This window comes from Streptomyces incanus (assembly GCF_042656345.1).
Taxonomy (GTDB): Bacteria; Actinomycetota; Actinomycetes; order Streptomycetales; family Streptomycetaceae; genus Streptomyces; species Streptomyces incanus.
The window spans coordinates 128,678-144,969 of record NZ_JBHSPC010000164.1; the positions used below are offsets into that span (position 1 = coordinate 128,678).

Below are 16,292 nucleotides of genomic sequence, written 5' to 3' on the forward strand. Positions count from 1 at the left end.
CCCGCGAGGGCGGCGGCACCCCTCTGCCGCCGCCCCGCCGAACGCACCGAACGACGCCCGGACAACACACCGGTGCGGCGGCTCGAGGACCTGCGCATCGCCCGAACGGGTGGGCAGGTCCTCTTCCGCTTCTCTGCCTCCGCCTCTGCATCTGCCCCTGCTCGCTCCTCTTTCCGCCCTCGTCCTCGCCCCCGTTCCTGCCATGGCCCCCTACGGTTCCTGCTGTCCTGCCACTTCGACCGCCGTGGCCGGCTCGGCGGGGACGGCCCACGGGAGGACGACGGAGACGGTCTTCCCGCCCTCTCCGGTGGGGCGGACCCTCATCCTGCCGCCGCACTCCATGGCCAGCCAGCGGATGATGACCAGTCCCCGGCCGTTGTCCTGCTGGACCGCGGCGGGGAGCCGCTTGGGGAACCTCGGGTGGCTGTCGGTGACCCCGATGCACAGCTGGTCGTCGCGGTCGAGGACGAGGTCCACGGTGAACGTGGGTGACTGCCCCAGGGTGTGCTGCACGGCGTTGGTCGCGAGTTCGGACACGATCAGCCGGATGGTGTCGGACACGTCCGTGTCCTCCGGCATGCCCCATTCCGCCAGCGTGCCCACCACATGGGCGCGGGCCGCGGAGACCGAGGCGGGCTCGCTCGGCAGAGTGATGGATGCTTCCAGATGGTCTGCCATGGCGATGTCGTCCCTTTCCACGGGACCGCAGTCCGACACGGAGCGGCTGATTCGAGTACGGTCCCGCACTGGCGCTTCGTCGCCAGACTGCCATCACCGCAGGCCGTCGGCGACGATACGGCCAAGATATGCATATATCTGTCGCTCAAATCGGTGAACTCTGCGACGGGAGGCCGTATTTGGGTGACCCTGAGGGAGTAGGGGGAAACCATGCAGCACGGTCCCGCGGTACGCCGCCGGAAACTGGGCGCCGAACTGCGCTCGCTGCGCACGTCGGCGGGGTTCACCAGTGGTGAGGCGGCCCGGCTGGTGGGCTGGCACCAGTCGAAGGTGAGCCGCATCGAGACGGGCACGAGCGGGGTGAAACCGGCCGATGTGCGGTTACTGCTCGACGCCTACGGTCTGACCGACGTCCAGTTGCGGGAGTTGCTGCTGGTGCTGGCGGGGTCCGACGACAACGGTGGACGGCACCACTGGTGGCACGCGTATCGCGGGGTACTGCCGCCCACCTACCGGGACTTCATCAGCCTGGAGTCACAGGCCAGCGCCATGCGCACCCTGGAGACCACGGTGGTTCCGGGACTGCTGCAGACGCCCGAGTACGCGCGGGCGGTGACCGAGGCCGCTCTGGAGGACGCCTCCGAGGAGCGGCTGGACACGCTGGTGGAGGTACGGCTGGCCAGGCAGGACGTCCTGCGGGCGGATCCGCCGATGGAGTTGAGCGCGGTCCTCGACGAAGCGGTGCTGCGGCGGCAGGTCGGCGGCCCCGGCGTCATGGCCCGTCAGCTGGAACGGCTGGTGGAGGCGGCGCGCCTCCCCCAAGTAAGGCTTCAGGTACTGCCGTTCACAGCCGGAGCGCACATCGGCGTCACCGGACCTTTCGTAATCTTCTCATTTTCGCGCACTTCTGATCTGGACGTTGTAGTTCTCGACCACTTGACGAGTAGCCTCTACCTGGAGTGGAAAGAAGACCTCCGGGCGTACTCGGAGGCTTTCAACGCCCTCTCGATCCACGCCCTTTCGCCAGAGGACTCGTTGGATTTCATCGCCGGGACAGCTGCCGGCGTGTAAGGAGGCATGATGCCCGCTCCGCCTCGGACCCTTCCCTCCAGCACCGACCTGCCCGGTGTGCGGTGGCTGCGCAGCAGCTACAGCACGGGCGCGAACAACTGCGTGGAGACGGCCCGGCCGGCCTCCGGCCCCGGAGCCGGACTGCTCGCCGTGCGCGATTCCAAGGACCCGGCCGGACCCGCGCTGCTCATCTCCCCCGGGAGCTGGGCGGAGTTCGTGGCCGCGGTTCACTGACCTGCCGGTTCGCCGGCACCCATCCGACCGTCCGTCATCGGGCGACTCACGGCCGTGCCCCGCCGACTCATGGCCGCGTGTCGCCGATCACCTGTACAGCGCGTTCGATCTCGGCCCCGGACAGGTCCGCGCGGGCGGTCAGTCTGAGCCGTGAGATGCCGTCGGGCACGGAAGGAGGACGGAAGCAGCCCACGGACAGGCCGGCCGCCCGGCAGTCGGCCGCCCATCGCACGGCCTGCTCCGGGGACGGGGCACGCACGGAGACGACCGCGGCGTCGGGCCGTACGGCTTCGAGGCCCGCGGCCGTCAGCCGGTGGTGCAGGTCGCGCGCCACCGCGCCCGCCCGCGCCGCACGCCCGGGTTCACGGCGCAGCAGACGCAGGGCCGAGAGTGCGGCTCCCGCGGCCGCCGGTGCGAGGCCCGTGTCGAAGATGAACGTCCGGGCCGTGTTGACCAGATGCTCGACGACCCGTGCCGGGCCGAGCACGGCTCCGCCCTGGCTGCCGAGCGACTTGGACAGCGTGAGCGTCACCACGACGTCCTCGGCGCCGGCGAGCCCCGCCGCGTGCGGGGCGCCGCGTCCGCCGTCGCCGAGCACCCCGAGGCCGTGGGCGTCGTCGAGCACCAGCCCCGCCCCGTGCTCACGGCACGAACCCGCCAGCGCGGCGAGCGGGGCGGCGTCCCCGTCGACCGAGAAGACCGTGTCGGACACGGCCACGGCGGCTCCGTCGTGCCCGCTCAGCGCCTTGCGCACGGCGTCCGGTTCGGCGTGCGCCACGACCTGCGTCCTGCCCCGGGCCAGCCGGCAGCCGTCGATCAGCGAGGCGTGGTTGCCCGCGTCGGACACGATCAGCGAGTCGTGCGGGGCCAGCGCGGTGACGGCGGCGAGGTTGGCCGCGTATCCGGAGGAGAGGACGAGGGCCGCCTCGAAGCCGCAGAAGTCCGCCAGTTCGCGTTCCAGCTCGGTGTGCAGCTCGGTGGTGCCGGTGACGAGCCGGGACCCGGTGGCCCCGCCGCCCCAGGTCCGCGCGGCCCGTGCCGCGCCCTCGGCCACTTCCGGATGACGGGCGAGGCCCAGGTAGTCGTTGCTCGCCAGATCGAGGAGCGGTGCGTCGGCGGCGCGCGGGCGCAGAGTCCGTACGAGCCCGGCCCGGCGGCGCAGCTCCGCCTGCTCGTCGATCCAGCCGAACGCCATGGGTCCTCCGGGTGCTTTTGTAGGCAATGAACAGACAGTAGCGGGACGGCCGCCGAACCACAGTGTGGCCATGCACACAGCCGACGGCGCCTCTGTTGTACGAACCCTCCTTGGCCAGCGCGTCCGAATAGGACAGGATCGGCTCTCATGGACCTGCTGAACACGCTGGTGGACAAGGGGCTTCGGCGCGAGACGCCGACCCGTGAGGAAGCGCTGGCCGTCCTCGGGACATCCGACGACGATCTGCTCGACGTGGTGGCCGCGGCCGGAAAGGTGCGGCGGCACTGGTTCGGGCGGCGGGTGAAACTCAACTATCTGGTCAACCTCAAGTCCGGCCTGTGCCCGGAGGACTGCTCCTACTGTTCCCAGCGGCTCGGCTCGAAGGCCGACATCCTGAAGTACACCTGGCTCAAGCCCGACCAGGCCTCGCAGGCGGCCGCGGCCGGACTGGCGGGCGGCGCCAAGCGGGTGTGCCTGGTGGCCAGCGGCCGCGGTCCGACCGACCGTGACGTGGACCGTGTCTCCGACACGATCAGGGCGATCAAGGAGGGCAACGAGGGCGTCGAGGTGTGCGCCTGCCTCGGACTGCTCTCCGAGGGCCAGGCTGAGCGGCTGCGCGAGGCGGGCGCGGACGCCTACAACCACAACCTCAACACCTCCGAGGCCACCTACGGGGACATCACCACCACGCACACGTACGCCGACCGCGTGGACACCGTGCACAAGGCGCACGCCGCCGGTCTGTCCGCCTGTTCCGGTCTGATCGCCGGCATGGGTGAGAGCGACGCTGACCTGGTCGACGTGGTCTTCGCGCTGCGCGAGCTGGACCCGGACTCGGTGCCGGTGAACTTCCTGATCCCCTTCGAGGGCACGCCGCTCGCGAAGGAATGGAACCTCAGCCCGCAGCGGTGCCTCAGAATCCTGGCGATGGTGCGGTTCGTGTGCCCGGACGTCGAGGTACGGATCGCGGGCGGCCGGGAGGTGCATCTGCGCACCATGCAGCCGCTCGCGCTGCACCTGGCCAACTCGATCTTCCTCGGCGACTATCTCACCAGCGAGGGCCAGGCGGGCCGGGCCGACCTGGAGATGATCACGGACGCCGGGTTCGAGGTGGAGGGCACCGACCGGGTGACACTGCCGGAACACCGGGCGGGCGCGGGCGGGTGCGGGTCGCACGGAGGCGGCGGGTGCGGGTCCCACGAGGACGGCGGCGGGTGCGGGCCGGCGTCCTCCGGCGCGGGGGTGTGCGGGGGCGCGGAGGCGCCCCCGGGCGTGAGCGCAGGCGCAGGGGCGGAGGGGTCCTCGGGCCCGGGGACGGCCACGGAGGGGGCCGGCCCGGCCGACGGGCCGCGTACCGATCTCGTCGCCGTCCGCCGGCGGGGTGCCGGAACGGATCTCGCGCCCAATGCCTGAGTGGTCCGTACCCGAACTGCTCGAGCTGGACCGGCGGCACGTCTGGCATCCGTACGGGCCCATGCCGGGCCGCGGGGAGCCGCTCGTCGTGGAGTCGGCGAGCGGAGTCCGGCTGCGGCTCGCCGACGGCTCGGGCGAGCTGGTCGACGGGATGTCGTCCTGGTGGTCGGCGATCCACGGCTACAACCACCCGGTGCTGAACGAGGCCGCGCGCGACCAGCTCGGGCGGATGAGCCATGTGATGTTCGGCGGGCTCACGCACGAACCCGCCGTCCGGCTGGCGAAGCTCCTTGTCGACATGTCACCCGACGGCCTCGAGCATGTCTTCCTCGCCGACTCGGGCTCGGTGTCGGTCGAGGTGGCCGTCAAGATGTGCCTGCAGTACTGGCGTTCGTTCGGGCGGCCCGAAAAGCGGCGGTTGCTGACCTGGCGGGGCGGCTACCACGGCGACACCTGGCAGCCGATGTCGGTCTGCGATCCCGAGGGCGGGATGCACGAGCTGTGGACCGGGGTGCTTCCGGAGCAGGTGTTCGCACAGGCCCCGCCGGCCGAGTACGAGGAGTCGTACGCCGAGCACCTGCGGGAGCTGATCGGGCGGCACGCCGGGGAATTGGCGGCCGTGATCGTGGAGCCGGTGGTGCAGGGCGCGGGCGGCATGCGCTTCCACTCCCCCGCGTATCTGCGGGTGCTGCGCGAGGCGTGCGACGCACACGACGTGCTGCTGGTGTTCGACGAGATCGCGACCGGGTTCGGGCGTACGGGCGCGCTGTTCGCGGCCGGGCACGCGGCGGTGACGCCCGACGTGATGTGCGTGGGCAAGGCGCTGACCGGCGGCTATCTGACCATGGCGGCGACGCTGTGCACCGCGCGCGTGGCCGACGGCATCTCGCGCGGCGACGTACCGGTGCTGGCGCACGGTCCGACGTTCATGGGCAATCCGCTGGCGGCTGCCGTGGCCTGCGCCTCGATCGAACTGCTGCTCGGGCAGGACTGGCTCGCGGAGGTCAAGCGCATCGAGTCGGGCCTGCGCGACGGGCTGGCGCCGGCGGCCGGTCTGCCGGGCGTCCGTGACGTGCGGGTCCTCGGTGCCATCGGCGTCGTCCAACTCGATCACGCCGTGGACATGGAGGCGGCCACGCGCGCGGCGGTGCGCCGGGGTGTGTGGCTACGGCCGTTCCGCGATCTCATCTACACCATGCCGCCGTACGTCACCGGCGACACTGACGTGGCCCGGATCGCGGACGCGGTGTGCGCGGCGGCCGAGGAGGGATGACATGCCGGTACTGGTGATCACGGGCACGGGCACCGAGGTCGGCAAGACGGTGGTGACGGCTGCGGTCGCCGCGACGGCGCTGGCGGCCGGACGGTCGGTGGCCGTGCTGAAAGCGGCGCAGACCGGAGTGCGGCCGGACGAACCCGGGGACGCCGAGGAGGTCACGCGGCTCGCCGGGGCCGTCACGGCCACCGAACTCGCCCGGTATCCGGACCCGTTGGCACCCGCCACCGCCGCCCGGCGGGCGGGTCGGGCACCGGTGCGTCCGCACGACGTGGCCGAGACCGCCGCCAAGCTGGCCACCGAGCACGATCTGGTGCTCGTGGAGGGCGCGGGCGGGCTGCTCGTCCGGTTCGACGAGGACGGCGGGACGCTGGCGGACGCGGCGGCGCTGTTGTCGGCGCCGGTGCTCGTGGTGGCGGCGGCGGGTCTCGGCACCCTGAACGTCACAGAGCTGACGATCCGCGAACTGCGCTCGCGCGGGCTCGAACCGGCGGGCGTGGTGATCGGCAGCTGGCCCGCCGAGGCCGATCTGGCCGCACGCTGCAACGTGCGGGACCTGCCGGAGGTGACGGGGGTGCCGCTGCTGGGCGCGGTTCCGGCCGGGGCGGCAGGCCTGCCCCCGGCCGGCTTCCGCGCGTCGGCTCCACGATGGCTGGCGCCGCGGCTGGACGGCATGTGGGACGCGGTGGCGTTCCGGGAGCTGGAGGCCGGCTGATCTCCCGCGCGGCGCACTGGTACCCGGTCACGGGGTCCCGCGGGACCCCGTGACCGGGTACCAGTGCGGGGGGGGTGCAAGGGGTTCTCGCTGGGGACAATCCCGGTAGGGCCCCAGCCCGGAGGGCTCGTCCTGCGGGAGGCGGCGGTTCTCATGTCCGCCTCGGTTCCCGGGTTCGTCCAGGCAGGGAGGTATCCCCATGGTGGCCGGCTCCGCGAAGGTGGCGCGGGATCCCGTGCACCACCCGCTGTTCGCCCGCTACTACGCGCGGGTCAGTGTGGCCGCGGAGACCCGCGCGGGCATGGCCACGGTCCGGCGGAGGCTGCTCGGCGGGCTGTCCGGGCGGGTGATCGAGGTCGGCGCGGGCAACGGCCTCAACTTCACGCACTATCCGGGCACCGTCTCGGAGGTGGTCGCGATCGAACCGGAGCGGGTGCTGCGCAAGCTGGCCGTGGAGGCCGCCCTGCGCGCCCGTGTCCCGGTGGATGTCGCGCCGGGTGCGGCGGAGGCACTGCCGGTCAAGAGCGAGGCGTTCGACGCGGCGGTCATCTCCCTGGTGCTGTGCAGTGTGCGGGACGTGACGCGGGCGCTCGCGGAGCTCAGGCGGGTGCTGCGGCCGGGCGGCGAGGTGCGGTTCTTCGAGCACGGGCGGGGCGGCGGCCAGGTCATGCGGTTCACCCAGCGCACCCTGGACCGGACGGTGTGGCCGCCGCTGGCCGGTGGCTGCCATGTGGCGCGGGAACCGATCGGCGCTCTGCGGGGGGCGGGTTTCGAACTCGGCCCGTACCGGCGCACGCTGATGCCGGAGAACGGGCCGAAGCTGCCGACGTCGTACTGCGTGCTGGGCACCGCCTGGCGGCCCGCGCGCGATACGGCGGACGATCCGGCGACGGGCCGGAGCTGACCACTGGCCCGAGCCGCTCACTCGCTCCATCGGCGCAACTCGGTGGCCATGTCGTCCACGGAGGCCTCGCCCCTCTTGACCAGCCGGGCCGGATCGCGGACCTGTACCGACGAGATGCGGACCTGTACCGACGAGATGACGACCTTGAGCCCGCCGGCGACGAGGTAGGCGTACGCGACGGCGGCGGCGAACAGGGCGGCGGAGCGCTCCAGCGCGGGCACGTGGAGCAGCAGTTGGAGCAGGGCGGCGGCTCGGGCGTGCGGGCTGCCGTGGACGGGGGCGTGGAAGGTCTGGGCCTCGTGCCGCGCGACGGCGGCGAGGGCGCCTCGTTGACTGAACCGGCTGCTCTCTTTCCGCAGCTCAGGTGACGTTCGGAGATCCGGGCGCCATGCGGTTCGTGAATGAATCCGTGACGCCTGTACGTGATCTGTCGACCCTGGTCGTCCCCCAGGCCGGCAAACTCCTGCGGACGTGCCTACGGCAGTGCCTGCATCCACGAGCACGCCTGCGTCCGGTGTTCGATGCTCCGTCCGGCCCCACCCAACGGCCATGCCTGGTCGAAATCCGCGGCAACCTCATCGGCCGCATCGAGGAGGCCGAACGCGAAGGCCGGCGCGGAGAAGTCGCCGGTCTCCCAGTCGGCCTCGGCGGCGCTGAGGCCAAGCTTGCCCGGCTCGACAGCCCTCCCACCGGCCACCTCGGCGTGCCCGGTCTCAGACGCGTGGCCGGACGGCACGACGGTAAAATTTTCGCCAAGCCAATTGGTGCGCGGCTCGGATGAGGGAGCTGACACGGGTCAGAGGGCCCGGGAGAAGCGGTGCCGGCGCTCGCTGCACTTGTCGCAGCAGCAGCTTTGTTGGGCTCCGCTCTCGGCTACGGCCGTCGCGCCGGCAAGGCCATCCCGGGGCTCACCGAAGCATTCCTCGTTCGCCGCCACCCCCGACCCCGTCGCCCGGCTCCCACCCGGGAAGCAGGATGGTGCCCCTTACACCGGAATGGCGCGTCCTTGCACTTACGAGGGATATTCGGTGTGTGCCGGATCACACTATCGTCGGGCGCAACCAGCACGTCCGGAACGGCCCGAGATCCACACGGAGGAGGCGGTCTTGTCCACACCCGCTGCGGAGCACGCCCCCGGCCTCGCGTCGGCCGACTCGATCGCGGCCCGCGCCCGCGGCCTGACGAAGGCGTACGGGTCCGATGAGACGACCGTGCTCGCCCTGGACGCGGTGGACGTGGACATCGCGCGAGGCCGGTTCACGGCGGTGATGGGCCCGTCGGGGTCGGGGAAGTCGACGCTGATGCACTGTCTGGCCGGGCTCGACACCGTTTCGGCCGGCCAGGTGTGGCTCGGCGACACCGAGATCACGGGGCTGAAGGACCGTGAGCTGACCCGTCTGCGCCGGGACCGGATCGGTTTCATGTTCCAGTCGTTCAACCTCATCCCGACGCTGAACGCGCTGGAGAACATCACGCTTCCCATGGACATCGCGGGCCGGAAACCCGACGAGAAATGGCTGAACCAGGTCATCGACACGCTGGGCCTGCGGGACCGGCTCAGGCACCGGCCGGCGCAACTGTCCGGCGGTCAGCAGCAGCGCGTGGCGTGTGCGCGGGCGCTGGCCTCCCGGCCAGAGTTGGTCTTCGCGGACGAGCCGACCGGCAATCTCGACTCGCGCGCGGGGCTGGAGGTGCTCGGTTTTCTGCGCGAGGCCGTGGACCGGCTGAACCAGACCGTGGTGATGGTCACCCACGACCCCGGTGCCGCCACGCACTCCGATCTGGTGCTGTTCCTGGCCGACGGGCGGATCGTCGACGAGATGGAGCGGCCCACGGCACAGGCGGTGCTCGACCGGATGAAGCGATTCGACGTGATCCGCTCCCGGTCCGACGGCGGCATCCCGACTCCGGGCCGCGCTTCCGGCCTCACCCCGGAACCGGCTTCCGGCCTCGCCCCCGGCCCGGTTTCCCACCGTGCCCCGGAACCCGCTCCCGGAGCAGGCCCCGCCACCGGGGATGCCGTGCGGTCCGACGAGCCGACCCCGGCAAAGACTGAGACCGTGCTGGACGAGCCGGCCCCCGGCGAGGACTGAGACCGTGCTGAAGGCGACGCTCAGGAGCTTCCTCGCCCACAAGGGGCGACTGCTGCTGTCCGCGCTGGCTGTCGTCCTGTCCGTGGCATTCGTCACGGGCAGCCTGATCTTCTCCGACACCGTCGCCCGTACCTTCGACCGGCTCTTCGCATCCACCTCCGCCGACGTGACCGTGTCACCCCCGGACGACCTGGCAGCGGCCGTGCCCACCGGCCAGGTCCGGACCGTGCCGGCCTCGCTCGCCGAGCGGCTGGCCGGGATCGAGGGGGTCAAGTCCGCCCACCCGGACGTCAAGGCCGGGAACATCACGGTCATCGACAGCGACAACGACCCGGTGGGGCCGACGATCGGCGCACCGACGCGCGCGGTGGACTGGTTCCCCGGCGAACGCAGTGGCGTGGAGCTGTCCTCCGGCCGCGCCCCGCGCGGTGCCGGAGAGGCCGTGCTGGACGCGGACACCGCCGACGCCGAGGACGTGGCGATCGGCGACACCCTGTCGGTGCAGGCTCAGCCGGGCGCCTTCCGCGTCGAGATCGTCGGGATCGCCGCCTTCACCACCCCCAACCCGGGCGCGGCCCTCCTCTTCCTCGATCCCAAGGTCGCCGCCGTCGAGCTGCTGGGCTCGGCGGACCGGGCCACGAGCATCGCCGTCGAGGCAGAGCCGGGCGTGACCGCCGAGGAGGTCGACCACCGTGTCACCAAGGCGCTCGGCGCCGGCGCCTACCGGGTGGAGACGGCCGACGAGCAGGCCGCGACGGCCACCGACGAGTTGGGCGAATTCCTCGACGTGATCAAGTACGTGATGCTCGGTTTCGCCGGGATCGCCGTGCTCGTCGGCATCTTCCTGATCGTCAACACCTTCTCGATGCTGATCGCGCAGCGCACCCGCGAACTCGGGCTGCTGCGGGCGCTCGGCGCCGACCGGCGGCAGGTGCGCCGATCGGTGCTCACCGAGGCGGTGCTGCTCGGCCTGTTCGGCTCGACGCTGGGCATGGCGGCCGGTATCGGGCTCGCCTACGGGCTGATCCGGCTGATGGGCGTCTTCGGCATGAACCTGAACACCACGGAGATGGTCATCGGATGGGTCACGCCCGTCACGGCGTATGTGGTCGGAGTCGGGGTCACCTTCGTGGCGGCGTACCTTCCGGCCCGCCGCGCGGCAGAGGTGTCCCCGATGGCCGCCCTCGCCGACGCCGAGATCGCCGGGGTGGGCCGGCCGTTGCGGACCCGCGCAGTGGTGGGTTCCGTCGTCGGGGCGCTCGGCGCGGCCGCCCTGGTGGGCTGCGCCGTCTCGGCCGGGACGGAGTCGGCGGCGTCCCTGCTGGGGCTGGGCGTCGTACTGACCTTGATCGCGACCGTCGTCGCCGGTCCGTTGCTGGTGCGGCCGGTGATCCGGGTGCTGGGCGGGGCCTTCCCCGCCCTGTTCGGACCGGTCGGCAGGATGAGCCAGCGCAACGCCCTGCGCAATCCCCGCCGTACGGGTGCCACCGCCGCCGCGCTGATGGTGGGACTCGCCCTGGTCGGCGGCATGTCGGTGGCCGGCGCCTCCATGTCCCGCTCCTTCGACGAGCAGATCGACAAGACGCTGGGCGCCGATTTCGTCATCCAGAACGCCAACTTCCTGCCGTTCTCCCAGAAGGTCACCGACCAGGTGCGGGACACGGAGGGCGTGGGCGTCGTCGTACGGCAGCGGTTCGCGCCGGTGGCGGTGCGGCTGCCGGACGGGGAGCGGATCGAGACGACCGCCGCCGGGTACGACCACCGGGTCGACGACGTCGCCCGGCTCACCTACGCGAGCGGCGACACGGCGGCGGCGCTGGCCGACGGCGGCATCGCCATGGACGCCGGATTCGCCGCGGATCACGGCGTCCGGACGGGCGACGTCATCCCGGTCGAGTTCCCGGGCGGGCAGCGCACCGAGGTGACCGTGGGCGCCCTCACCGACATGGAAAGCGGCGAGGGCTTCGGCGTGCAGGGCGGACTGTTCCTCGGTATCGCGGCGGTCGAGAAGTACGTGCCCGGCGGGCAGGACTCCGCGCTGTACGTGAACGCCGCCGACGGCACGAGCGCGGATGAGCTCCGCGGCCGGCTGGAGACGGCGCTCGACCCGTATCCGCAGGTCCAGGTACGTGACCAGGCCGACTACAAGGACCTCGTGCATGACCAGATCGCGGTCCTGCTCTACCTCGTCTACGCCCTCCTGGGGCTGGCGATCATCATCGCGGTGCTCGGCGTGGTCAACACCCTGGCGCTGTCGGTGGTGGAGCGCACCCGGGAGATCGGTCTGCTGCGGGCCATCGGGCTGAGCCGGCGGCAGCTGCGGCGGATGATCCGACTGGAGTCGGTGGTGATCGCGGTGTTCGGCGCGGTGCTGGGCCTCGTGCTGGGGCTGGTGTGGGGCGTCTGCATACACCGGGTGCTGACACTGCAGGGCATGGCCGCGCTCGCGATCCCCTGGGGCACCATCGTGGCGGTCGTCATCGGTGCGGCGGTGGTCGGCATCGCGGCGGCACTCCTGCCGGCCCTGCGCGCGTCGCGGATGAACGTCCTGGAGGCGATCGCTCACGAGTGACACGCACAGACGGGCTCCATGGCGTGGCCGCTGTTGCGGCGTACGCGCCGGGACCGGCGGCAGGCGGGCCGGTGGCCTGCGGACGTGCGACGCGTCCGGCTCGTGGAATTCCGTGTCGCGGGCCGGGCCGCGTGCTGGGATCGGCGCATGACCGAGCTGCGTATACGGGCCGCGACGCCCGAGGATCTCGACACCGTGCCGGCCTTCTGGAAGGTCGCCGCCGAGGGCACGAGTATCAGCGACGACCGGGAGGGAGTGGAGCGGCTCATCGCCCGCGATCCCGAGGCGCTGCTCCTCGCCGAGAAGGTCGCGGAGCCGGTCGGCACCGTGATCGCCGGCTTCGACGGGTGAAGTGGCAGCAGGCAGTTCAGCAGGGGCGGGGTCGGCCTGTGCCAGGTCGCCGTTCACCTCACCTACGCGGCCCAGGGCGGGCACGCTCTGATCGACCGGAGTCTGTACCTGACCGCCGACTGGGCCGCCGACGAGGAACGCCGCCTGCTCACCCACGTGCCCGACGGCCTCTGCTTCGCCACCAAGCCCCAGCCGGCCGTGGCCATGCCGACCCGCGCCCGCCGTCTGCCACCCCTTCCTCCACTGCCCATTAGGTCTACGGCGGCCGCGGGATACGCGCCCGGGTCCGCGAGCTCGGCTTCGACTACGCCCTGGCCGTCCGCGCCGATCACACCGTCTCCACCCCGGCCGGCCGCTTCACCTCAACCGCCCTGGCCACCCGGCTGCCCCGCCGGGCCTGGATGCGCATGCGCACCGGCCACGGCCTCAAAGGCGACCGCCACTACGACTGGGCGATCATCGACGTCCAACCCGACGACACCCCCGACACCGAGGATGCCCCAGGCGACGTGCACTCCTTCCTCGTCGTGCGACGTCAACCGCTACATCCGCGAACTCTCCTTTTATCGCTGCCATTCCGCCGTCCCCGTCGCACTCGCCGACCTCGCCCATGTGATCTGCACCAGATGGAAGATCGAGGAGACCTTCCAGAACGCGAAGTCGATCACCGGTCTCGACCAGGGCCAGGTGGCTTTCTGGAACTCCTGGATGCGTTGGAGCCTGATCAGCCTGCTTGCGGCTGCCGTCCTGGCCGTCACCCGCCTCCGCACCACCCGGGCCACCCGCGAGAGCGAACTCCCGCCCGGCAGTCCGCGCGAACTGCTCAACGTGCTGAGGACCACCGCGCTTCCCCCAGCCCCACCGGGGAAAGGACCACGTCCTAAGCTGATCCGCCTGACGCCGCCGCCATCAAGCCGCCGCCCAAGCCTGCCACCGCCGCTGGAACAGCATCACCGCCGCCGCAGCCACCTGACCTGCACGAACAAATCAATGATCAAGAACTAAAGCTGCCGTGACAGTGAACCGAGGAATTATTTTTCGACAGCTCCCTGCCGGGACACCGGTCTCCGGGACTTCTTTTAATTCGGCAGTACGGTGTCTCCGTTTGACAACGGGTTCCCACAAGCGTTGCCTGGAAAGTGACGCATTTGCTGCGACGTTGAGCCCCGCGTATGAGCGTGTACGGGTACGGGTGGACAAGGAACCCCGGCGCGGGCGGGGATGGAGGCGCATATGGTGACTTACGGATATTCGTGCCATCGCTGCGGAAATTTCGACGTGCGGCTACCGATCGGAACGGCACCCGTCGAGTACGTGTGCCCGGATTGTGCGGCCGTGGCGCGGCGTGTGTACTCGTCTCCGGCGCTGAGCGTGCCGTCGAAGCTGCTGAAAGGCCTGCATGAGCAGGAAGAACAGTCGCGGGAGAGCCCGTCGGTGGTCTCCGGGCCGCCGCCGACGCGATGCGGTTCGGCGAGCGTTCATCCGGCAATCGCCTCCCTGCCACGCCCTTGACGGCGGCCGGCGGCCGACCCGCACCGGCCGCAGAGCAGTACGGCAAGAACGAGAAAAGCACGAGCAAAAATATCCGGACACCCATATCCCGGACGCCCCTATCCCGATTTCCGGAATCGGAATTGTTATCCAACGCTTAGGGTACTAGGGGGTCCCCCGTGGCTAACGTAGGTCTGCTGTTCGTCGGCGCGGTGCTGTTCCTCGACGGGATGATGCTCCTGGGAAAGGTCGACGCCCGGTCCGCCGCAATTTTCAACCTGTTCGTAGGCGGTCTGCAGGTATTGACCCCTACATATCTCATCATCGCCGCGAACGGAGATCCGCGGAAAATCCTCCTGGCGTCCGGAATATACCTCTTCGGATTCACATACCTGTATGTGGGGGTAGGCCTGCTCATGGGCCTGGACACGACGGGCGTCGGATATTACTCGCTTTTCGTGTCCATCGTCGCTCTGGGCTTCTCGTTCGTCAGTTTCCGGCTCATCAAGGATTATCCATTCGGGGCGATATGGCTCTACTGGTCGTTCCTGTGGATGCTCTTCTTCCTGCTGCTCGGGCTCAAAATGGAGAGTCTTACCCAGTACGTCGGATGGGTCACGGCCATCGAGGGCTGGGTCACCGGCGTCATTCCTGCATATCTGCTGCTGGCCGGCTACTGGGTGCACACCGACGAAATCGCCATCGCGCTGGGAGCCTTCGCCGTCGTGGTGTTCGGGGGGCTGTGGGTCTTCACTCGCCGTCAGGCGCCACCGAGGCCAGAGGTGGCGCAGGGCACCCCAGCGGGCAGCGGCGGTTATTAGTCGGACGTCTTCGGGAGACGCCACCGGGAGAACTGTAGAGAGGTGTTTCAAAAAGAACCTGTCACCAGGCAGACGTGCCGCGTCCCCCATTGGACCTCAAGCGTCATGCCCGACCGCCACCGTACCGAAATGCACAAGGAGCACTCATGCCTGATGTCATCTTCAGCGTCGACCAGTCCAAGTCGATGCGTGATCAGGATGTCCCCGGACACAACAGGTGGCACCCGGATGTCCCCACCGTCGCCACGGTGCGACCGGGCGACGAGTTCCGCCTCGAGTGCCGTGAGTGGACCGACGCGCAGATCGGCAACAACGACTCGGCCAACGATGTACGTGACATCGACCTGAGTCGCTGCCACATGCTGAGCGGGCCGATCAGCATAGAGGGCGCGGAGCCCGGCGACCTACTCATCGTCGACATCCTCGACCTCGGGCCGGTCCCCCAGCAGAGGGGCGACGCGCCGGGGCAGGGCTGGGGCTACACGGGAGTCTTCGCCAAGAACAACGGCGGCGGCTTCCTCACCGACTACTACCCGGACTCCGTCAAGGCGATCTGGGACTTCCACGGCCAGATGGCGACCTCCCGGCACCTTCCCGGCGTCCGCTTCACCGGTATCACCCACCCGGGACTCTTCGGCACCGCGCCGTCCGCCGACCTGCTGCAGCGGTGGAACCGGCGCGAGCAGGCCCTGATCGACACCGACCCGGACCGGGTGCCGCCGCTGGGCCTGCCTCCGCTCGCCGACAATGCACTCGCGGGCACGGCTACGGGAGACGCCGCCGACCGCATCATGCGGGAAGGCGCCCGTACCGTTCCCGGTCGGGAGAACGGAGGAAACCAGGACATCAAGAACTTCACCCGGGGGTCGAGGGTCTTCTGCCCCGTCTTCGTCCCCGGCGCCAAGCTGTCCGCCGGTGATCTGCACTTCAGCCAGGGCGACGGAGAGATCACCTTCTGCGGTGCGATCGAGATGGGCGGGTTCATCGACTTCCACGTCGACCTGATCAAGGGCGGCATGGAGAAGTACGGCGTGACCACCAACCCCATCTTCATGCCGGGCAACGTCGAGCCGCGGTACTCGGAGTTCCTCTCCTTCGTCGGGGTCTCCGTCGACCACGACACCGACACGAACTACTACATGGACGCGACGGTCGCCTACCGCCGCGCCTGCCTCAACGCCGTCGAGTACCTCAAGAAACTCGGCTACAGCGGCGAGCAGGCATACCTGATCCTGGGGTCCGCGCCCGTCGAGGGACGCATCAGCGGCATCGTCGACATCCCCAACTCCTGCTGCTCGCTCTACCTCCCCACCGCGATCTTCGACTTCGACATCCGCCCGACTCAGGAGGGCCCGACGGCCGAAGAGCGCGGACGGTGCGCGGTGACCTCGTAAGCCCGCGACCTGCTGAAACGAGGGATCCACACACCCTCCCGACCAAGGCCCGGTGCGGCACCCACCGCCCCGGGCCGAAGGGGG

Annotated in this window: 16 protein-coding genes and 2 pseudogenes; 14 read left to right on the forward strand and 4 right to left on the reverse strand. The window is 70.4% G+C overall.

The annotated features are described in order from the left end of the window. Positions 1-210 precede the first annotated feature (210 nt). Entirely contained in the window at positions 211-678 is a 468-nt protein-coding gene (locus ACFP2V_RS36790; protein ID WP_381220426.1) for an ATP-binding protein, read from the reverse strand. Positions 679-888: 210 nt separating this feature from the next. Between ACFP2V_RS36790 and ACFP2V_RS36795 the strand changes: the two genes are divergently transcribed. After that, on the forward strand, positions 889-1,749 hold the full coding sequence (locus ACFP2V_RS36795) for a helix-turn-helix domain-containing protein (protein WP_381220429.1): 861 nt from the start codon (positions 889-891) through the stop codon (positions 1,747-1,749). A 9-nt stretch (positions 1,750-1,758) separates the two neighbouring features. Next, on the forward strand, positions 1,759-1,983 hold the full coding sequence (locus ACFP2V_RS36800) for a DUF397 domain-containing protein (protein ID WP_381220432.1): 225 nt from the start codon (positions 1,759-1,761) through the stop codon (positions 1,981-1,983). A 67-nt stretch (positions 1,984-2,050) separates the two neighbouring features. On the opposite strand, the gene ACFP2V_RS36805 is transcribed toward ACFP2V_RS36800, so the two are convergent. Further along, positions 2,051-3,178: an 8-amino-7-oxononanoate synthase gene (locus tag ACFP2V_RS36805; protein WP_381220435.1), complete on the reverse strand. Its 1,128-nt coding sequence runs from the start codon at positions 3,176-3,178 to the stop codon at positions 2,051-2,053. Positions 3,179-3,325: 147 nt separating this feature from the next. Here ACFP2V_RS36805 and bioB point away from each other — a divergent pair, with 147 nt between their 5' ends. From bioB to ACFP2V_RS36825, 4 genes are all read left to right on the forward strand, one after another. Then, a complete protein-coding gene (gene bioB / locus ACFP2V_RS36810) occupies positions 3,326-4,591 on the forward strand; it encodes a biotin synthase BioB (protein WP_381220438.1) in 1,266 nt (421 codons plus the stop codon). Further along, a complete protein-coding gene (locus tag ACFP2V_RS36815) occupies positions 4,584-5,864 on the forward strand; it encodes an adenosylmethionine--8-amino-7-oxononanoate transaminase (protein WP_381220441.1) in 1,281 nt (426 codons plus the stop codon). Before bioB ends, ACFP2V_RS36815 begins: the two co-directional genes overlap by 8 nt. A gap of 1 nt (position 5,865) precedes the next feature. Then, positions 5,866-6,582 carry a dethiobiotin synthase gene (gene bioD / locus ACFP2V_RS36820; protein ID WP_381220444.1) on the forward strand — a complete coding sequence of 239 codons (717 nt, stop codon included), beginning with the start codon at positions 5,866-5,868 and terminating at the stop codon, positions 6,580-6,582. A gap of 199 nt (positions 6,583-6,781) precedes the next feature. Then, positions 6,782-7,486 carry a class I SAM-dependent methyltransferase gene (locus ACFP2V_RS36825; RefSeq protein ID WP_381220448.1) on the forward strand — a complete coding sequence of 235 codons (705 nt, stop codon included), beginning with the start codon at positions 6,782-6,784 and terminating at the stop codon, positions 7,484-7,486. A 17-nt stretch (positions 7,487-7,503) separates the two neighbouring features. On the opposite strand, the gene ACFP2V_RS36830 is transcribed toward ACFP2V_RS36825, so the two are convergent. Together ACFP2V_RS36830 and ACFP2V_RS36835 are read right to left on the reverse strand one after the other, a co-directional pair. Continuing rightward, positions 7,504-7,845 carry a fic family toxin-antitoxin system, toxin component gene (locus ACFP2V_RS36830; protein ID WP_381220589.1) on the reverse strand — a complete coding sequence of 114 codons (342 nt, stop codon included), beginning with the start codon at positions 7,843-7,845 and terminating at the stop codon, positions 7,504-7,506. A 116-nt stretch (positions 7,846-7,961) separates the two neighbouring features. Continuing rightward, positions 7,962-8,222: a hypothetical protein gene (locus ACFP2V_RS36835; protein WP_381220451.1), complete on the reverse strand. Its 261-nt coding sequence runs from the start codon at positions 8,220-8,222 to the stop codon at positions 7,962-7,964. A 370-nt stretch (positions 8,223-8,592) separates the two neighbouring features. Here ACFP2V_RS36835 and ACFP2V_RS36840 point away from each other — a divergent pair, with 370 nt between their 5' ends. The 8 genes and pseudogenes from ACFP2V_RS36840 (at position 8,593) to fmdA (ending at position 16,208) form a co-directional block, all read left to right on the forward strand. Next, positions 8,593-9,579 (forward strand): ATP-binding cassette domain-containing protein, encoded by a 987-nt coding sequence (locus ACFP2V_RS36840; protein ID WP_381220454.1) that lies wholly within the window; start codon positions 8,593-8,595, stop codon positions 9,577-9,579. 4 nt (positions 9,580-9,583) lie between these two features. Beyond that, positions 9,584-12,151 carry an FtsX-like permease family protein gene (locus ACFP2V_RS36845; protein WP_381220457.1) on the forward strand — a complete coding sequence of 856 codons (2,568 nt, stop codon included), beginning with the start codon at positions 9,584-9,586 and terminating at the stop codon, positions 12,149-12,151. Between the two features lie 147 nt (positions 12,152-12,298). Further along, positions 12,299-12,499 (forward strand): annotated as a pseudogene (locus ACFP2V_RS36850) (GNAT family N-acetyltransferase); the annotation flags it as partial. A 39-nt stretch (positions 12,500-12,538) separates the two neighbouring features. Next, positions 12,539-12,718 (forward strand): annotated as a pseudogene (locus ACFP2V_RS36855) (transposase); the annotation flags it as partial. Between the two features lie 279 nt (positions 12,719-12,997). After that, positions 12,998-13,507 carry a hypothetical protein gene (locus ACFP2V_RS36860; protein WP_381220460.1) on the forward strand — a complete coding sequence of 170 codons (510 nt, stop codon included), beginning with the start codon at positions 12,998-13,000 and terminating at the stop codon, positions 13,505-13,507. Between the two features lie 228 nt (positions 13,508-13,735). Continuing rightward, positions 13,736-14,014: an FmdB family zinc ribbon protein gene (locus ACFP2V_RS36865; RefSeq protein WP_381220463.1), complete on the forward strand. Its 279-nt coding sequence runs from the start codon at positions 13,736-13,738 to the stop codon at positions 14,012-14,014. A gap of 158 nt (positions 14,015-14,172) precedes the next feature. Further along, the gene (locus ACFP2V_RS36870) at positions 14,173-14,814 is read left to right on the forward strand and encodes an AmiS/UreI family transporter (protein ID WP_381220466.1); all 642 of its coding nucleotides are present in this window, start codon (positions 14,173-14,175) and stop codon (positions 14,812-14,814) included. Between the two features lie 146 nt (positions 14,815-14,960). Next, a complete protein-coding gene (gene fmdA / locus ACFP2V_RS36875; RefSeq protein ID WP_381220469.1) occupies positions 14,961-16,208 on the forward strand; it encodes a formamidase in 1,248 nt (415 codons plus the stop codon). The last annotated feature ends 84 nt before the right edge of the window (positions 16,209-16,292 follow it).

Excerpts from the sequence above, each read along its gene's own strand:
- fmdA (WP_381220469.1), top strand. The coding sequence starts at position 14,961 with ATGCCTGATGTCATCTTCAGCGTCGACCAGTCCAAGTCGATGCGTGAT.
- bioD (WP_381220444.1), top strand. The coding sequence starts at position 5,866 with ATGCCGGTACTGGTGATCACGGGCACGGGCACCGAGGTCGGCAAGACG.
- ACFP2V_RS36790 (WP_381220426.1), bottom strand. The coding sequence starts at position 678 with ATGGCAGACCATCTGGAAGCATCCATCACTCTGCCGAGCGAGCCCGCC.
- ACFP2V_RS36815 (WP_381220441.1), top strand. The coding sequence starts at position 4,584 with ATGCCTGAGTGGTCCGTACCCGAACTGCTCGAGCTGGACCGGCGGCAC.
- bioB (WP_381220438.1), top strand. The coding sequence starts at position 3,326 with ATGGACCTGCTGAACACGCTGGTGGACAAGGGGCTTCGGCGCGAGACG.
- ACFP2V_RS36825 (WP_381220448.1), top strand. The coding sequence starts at position 6,782 with ATGGTGGCCGGCTCCGCGAAGGTGGCGCGGGATCCCGTGCACCACCCG.
- ACFP2V_RS36800 (WP_381220432.1), top strand. The coding sequence starts at position 1,759 with ATGCCCGCTCCGCCTCGGACCCTTCCCTCCAGCACCGACCTGCCCGGT.
- ACFP2V_RS36865 (WP_381220463.1), top strand. The coding sequence starts at position 13,736 with ATGGTGACTTACGGATATTCGTGCCATCGCTGCGGAAATTTCGACGTG.
- ACFP2V_RS36860 (WP_381220460.1), top strand. The coding sequence starts at position 12,998 with ATGCCCCAGGCGACGTGCACTCCTTCCTCGTCGTGCGACGTCAACCGC.
- ACFP2V_RS36805 (WP_381220435.1), bottom strand. The coding sequence starts at position 3,178 with ATGGCGTTCGGCTGGATCGACGAGCAGGCGGAGCTGCGCCGCCGGGCC.
- ACFP2V_RS36795 (WP_381220429.1), top strand. The coding sequence starts at position 889 with ATGCAGCACGGTCCCGCGGTACGCCGCCGGAAACTGGGCGCCGAACTG.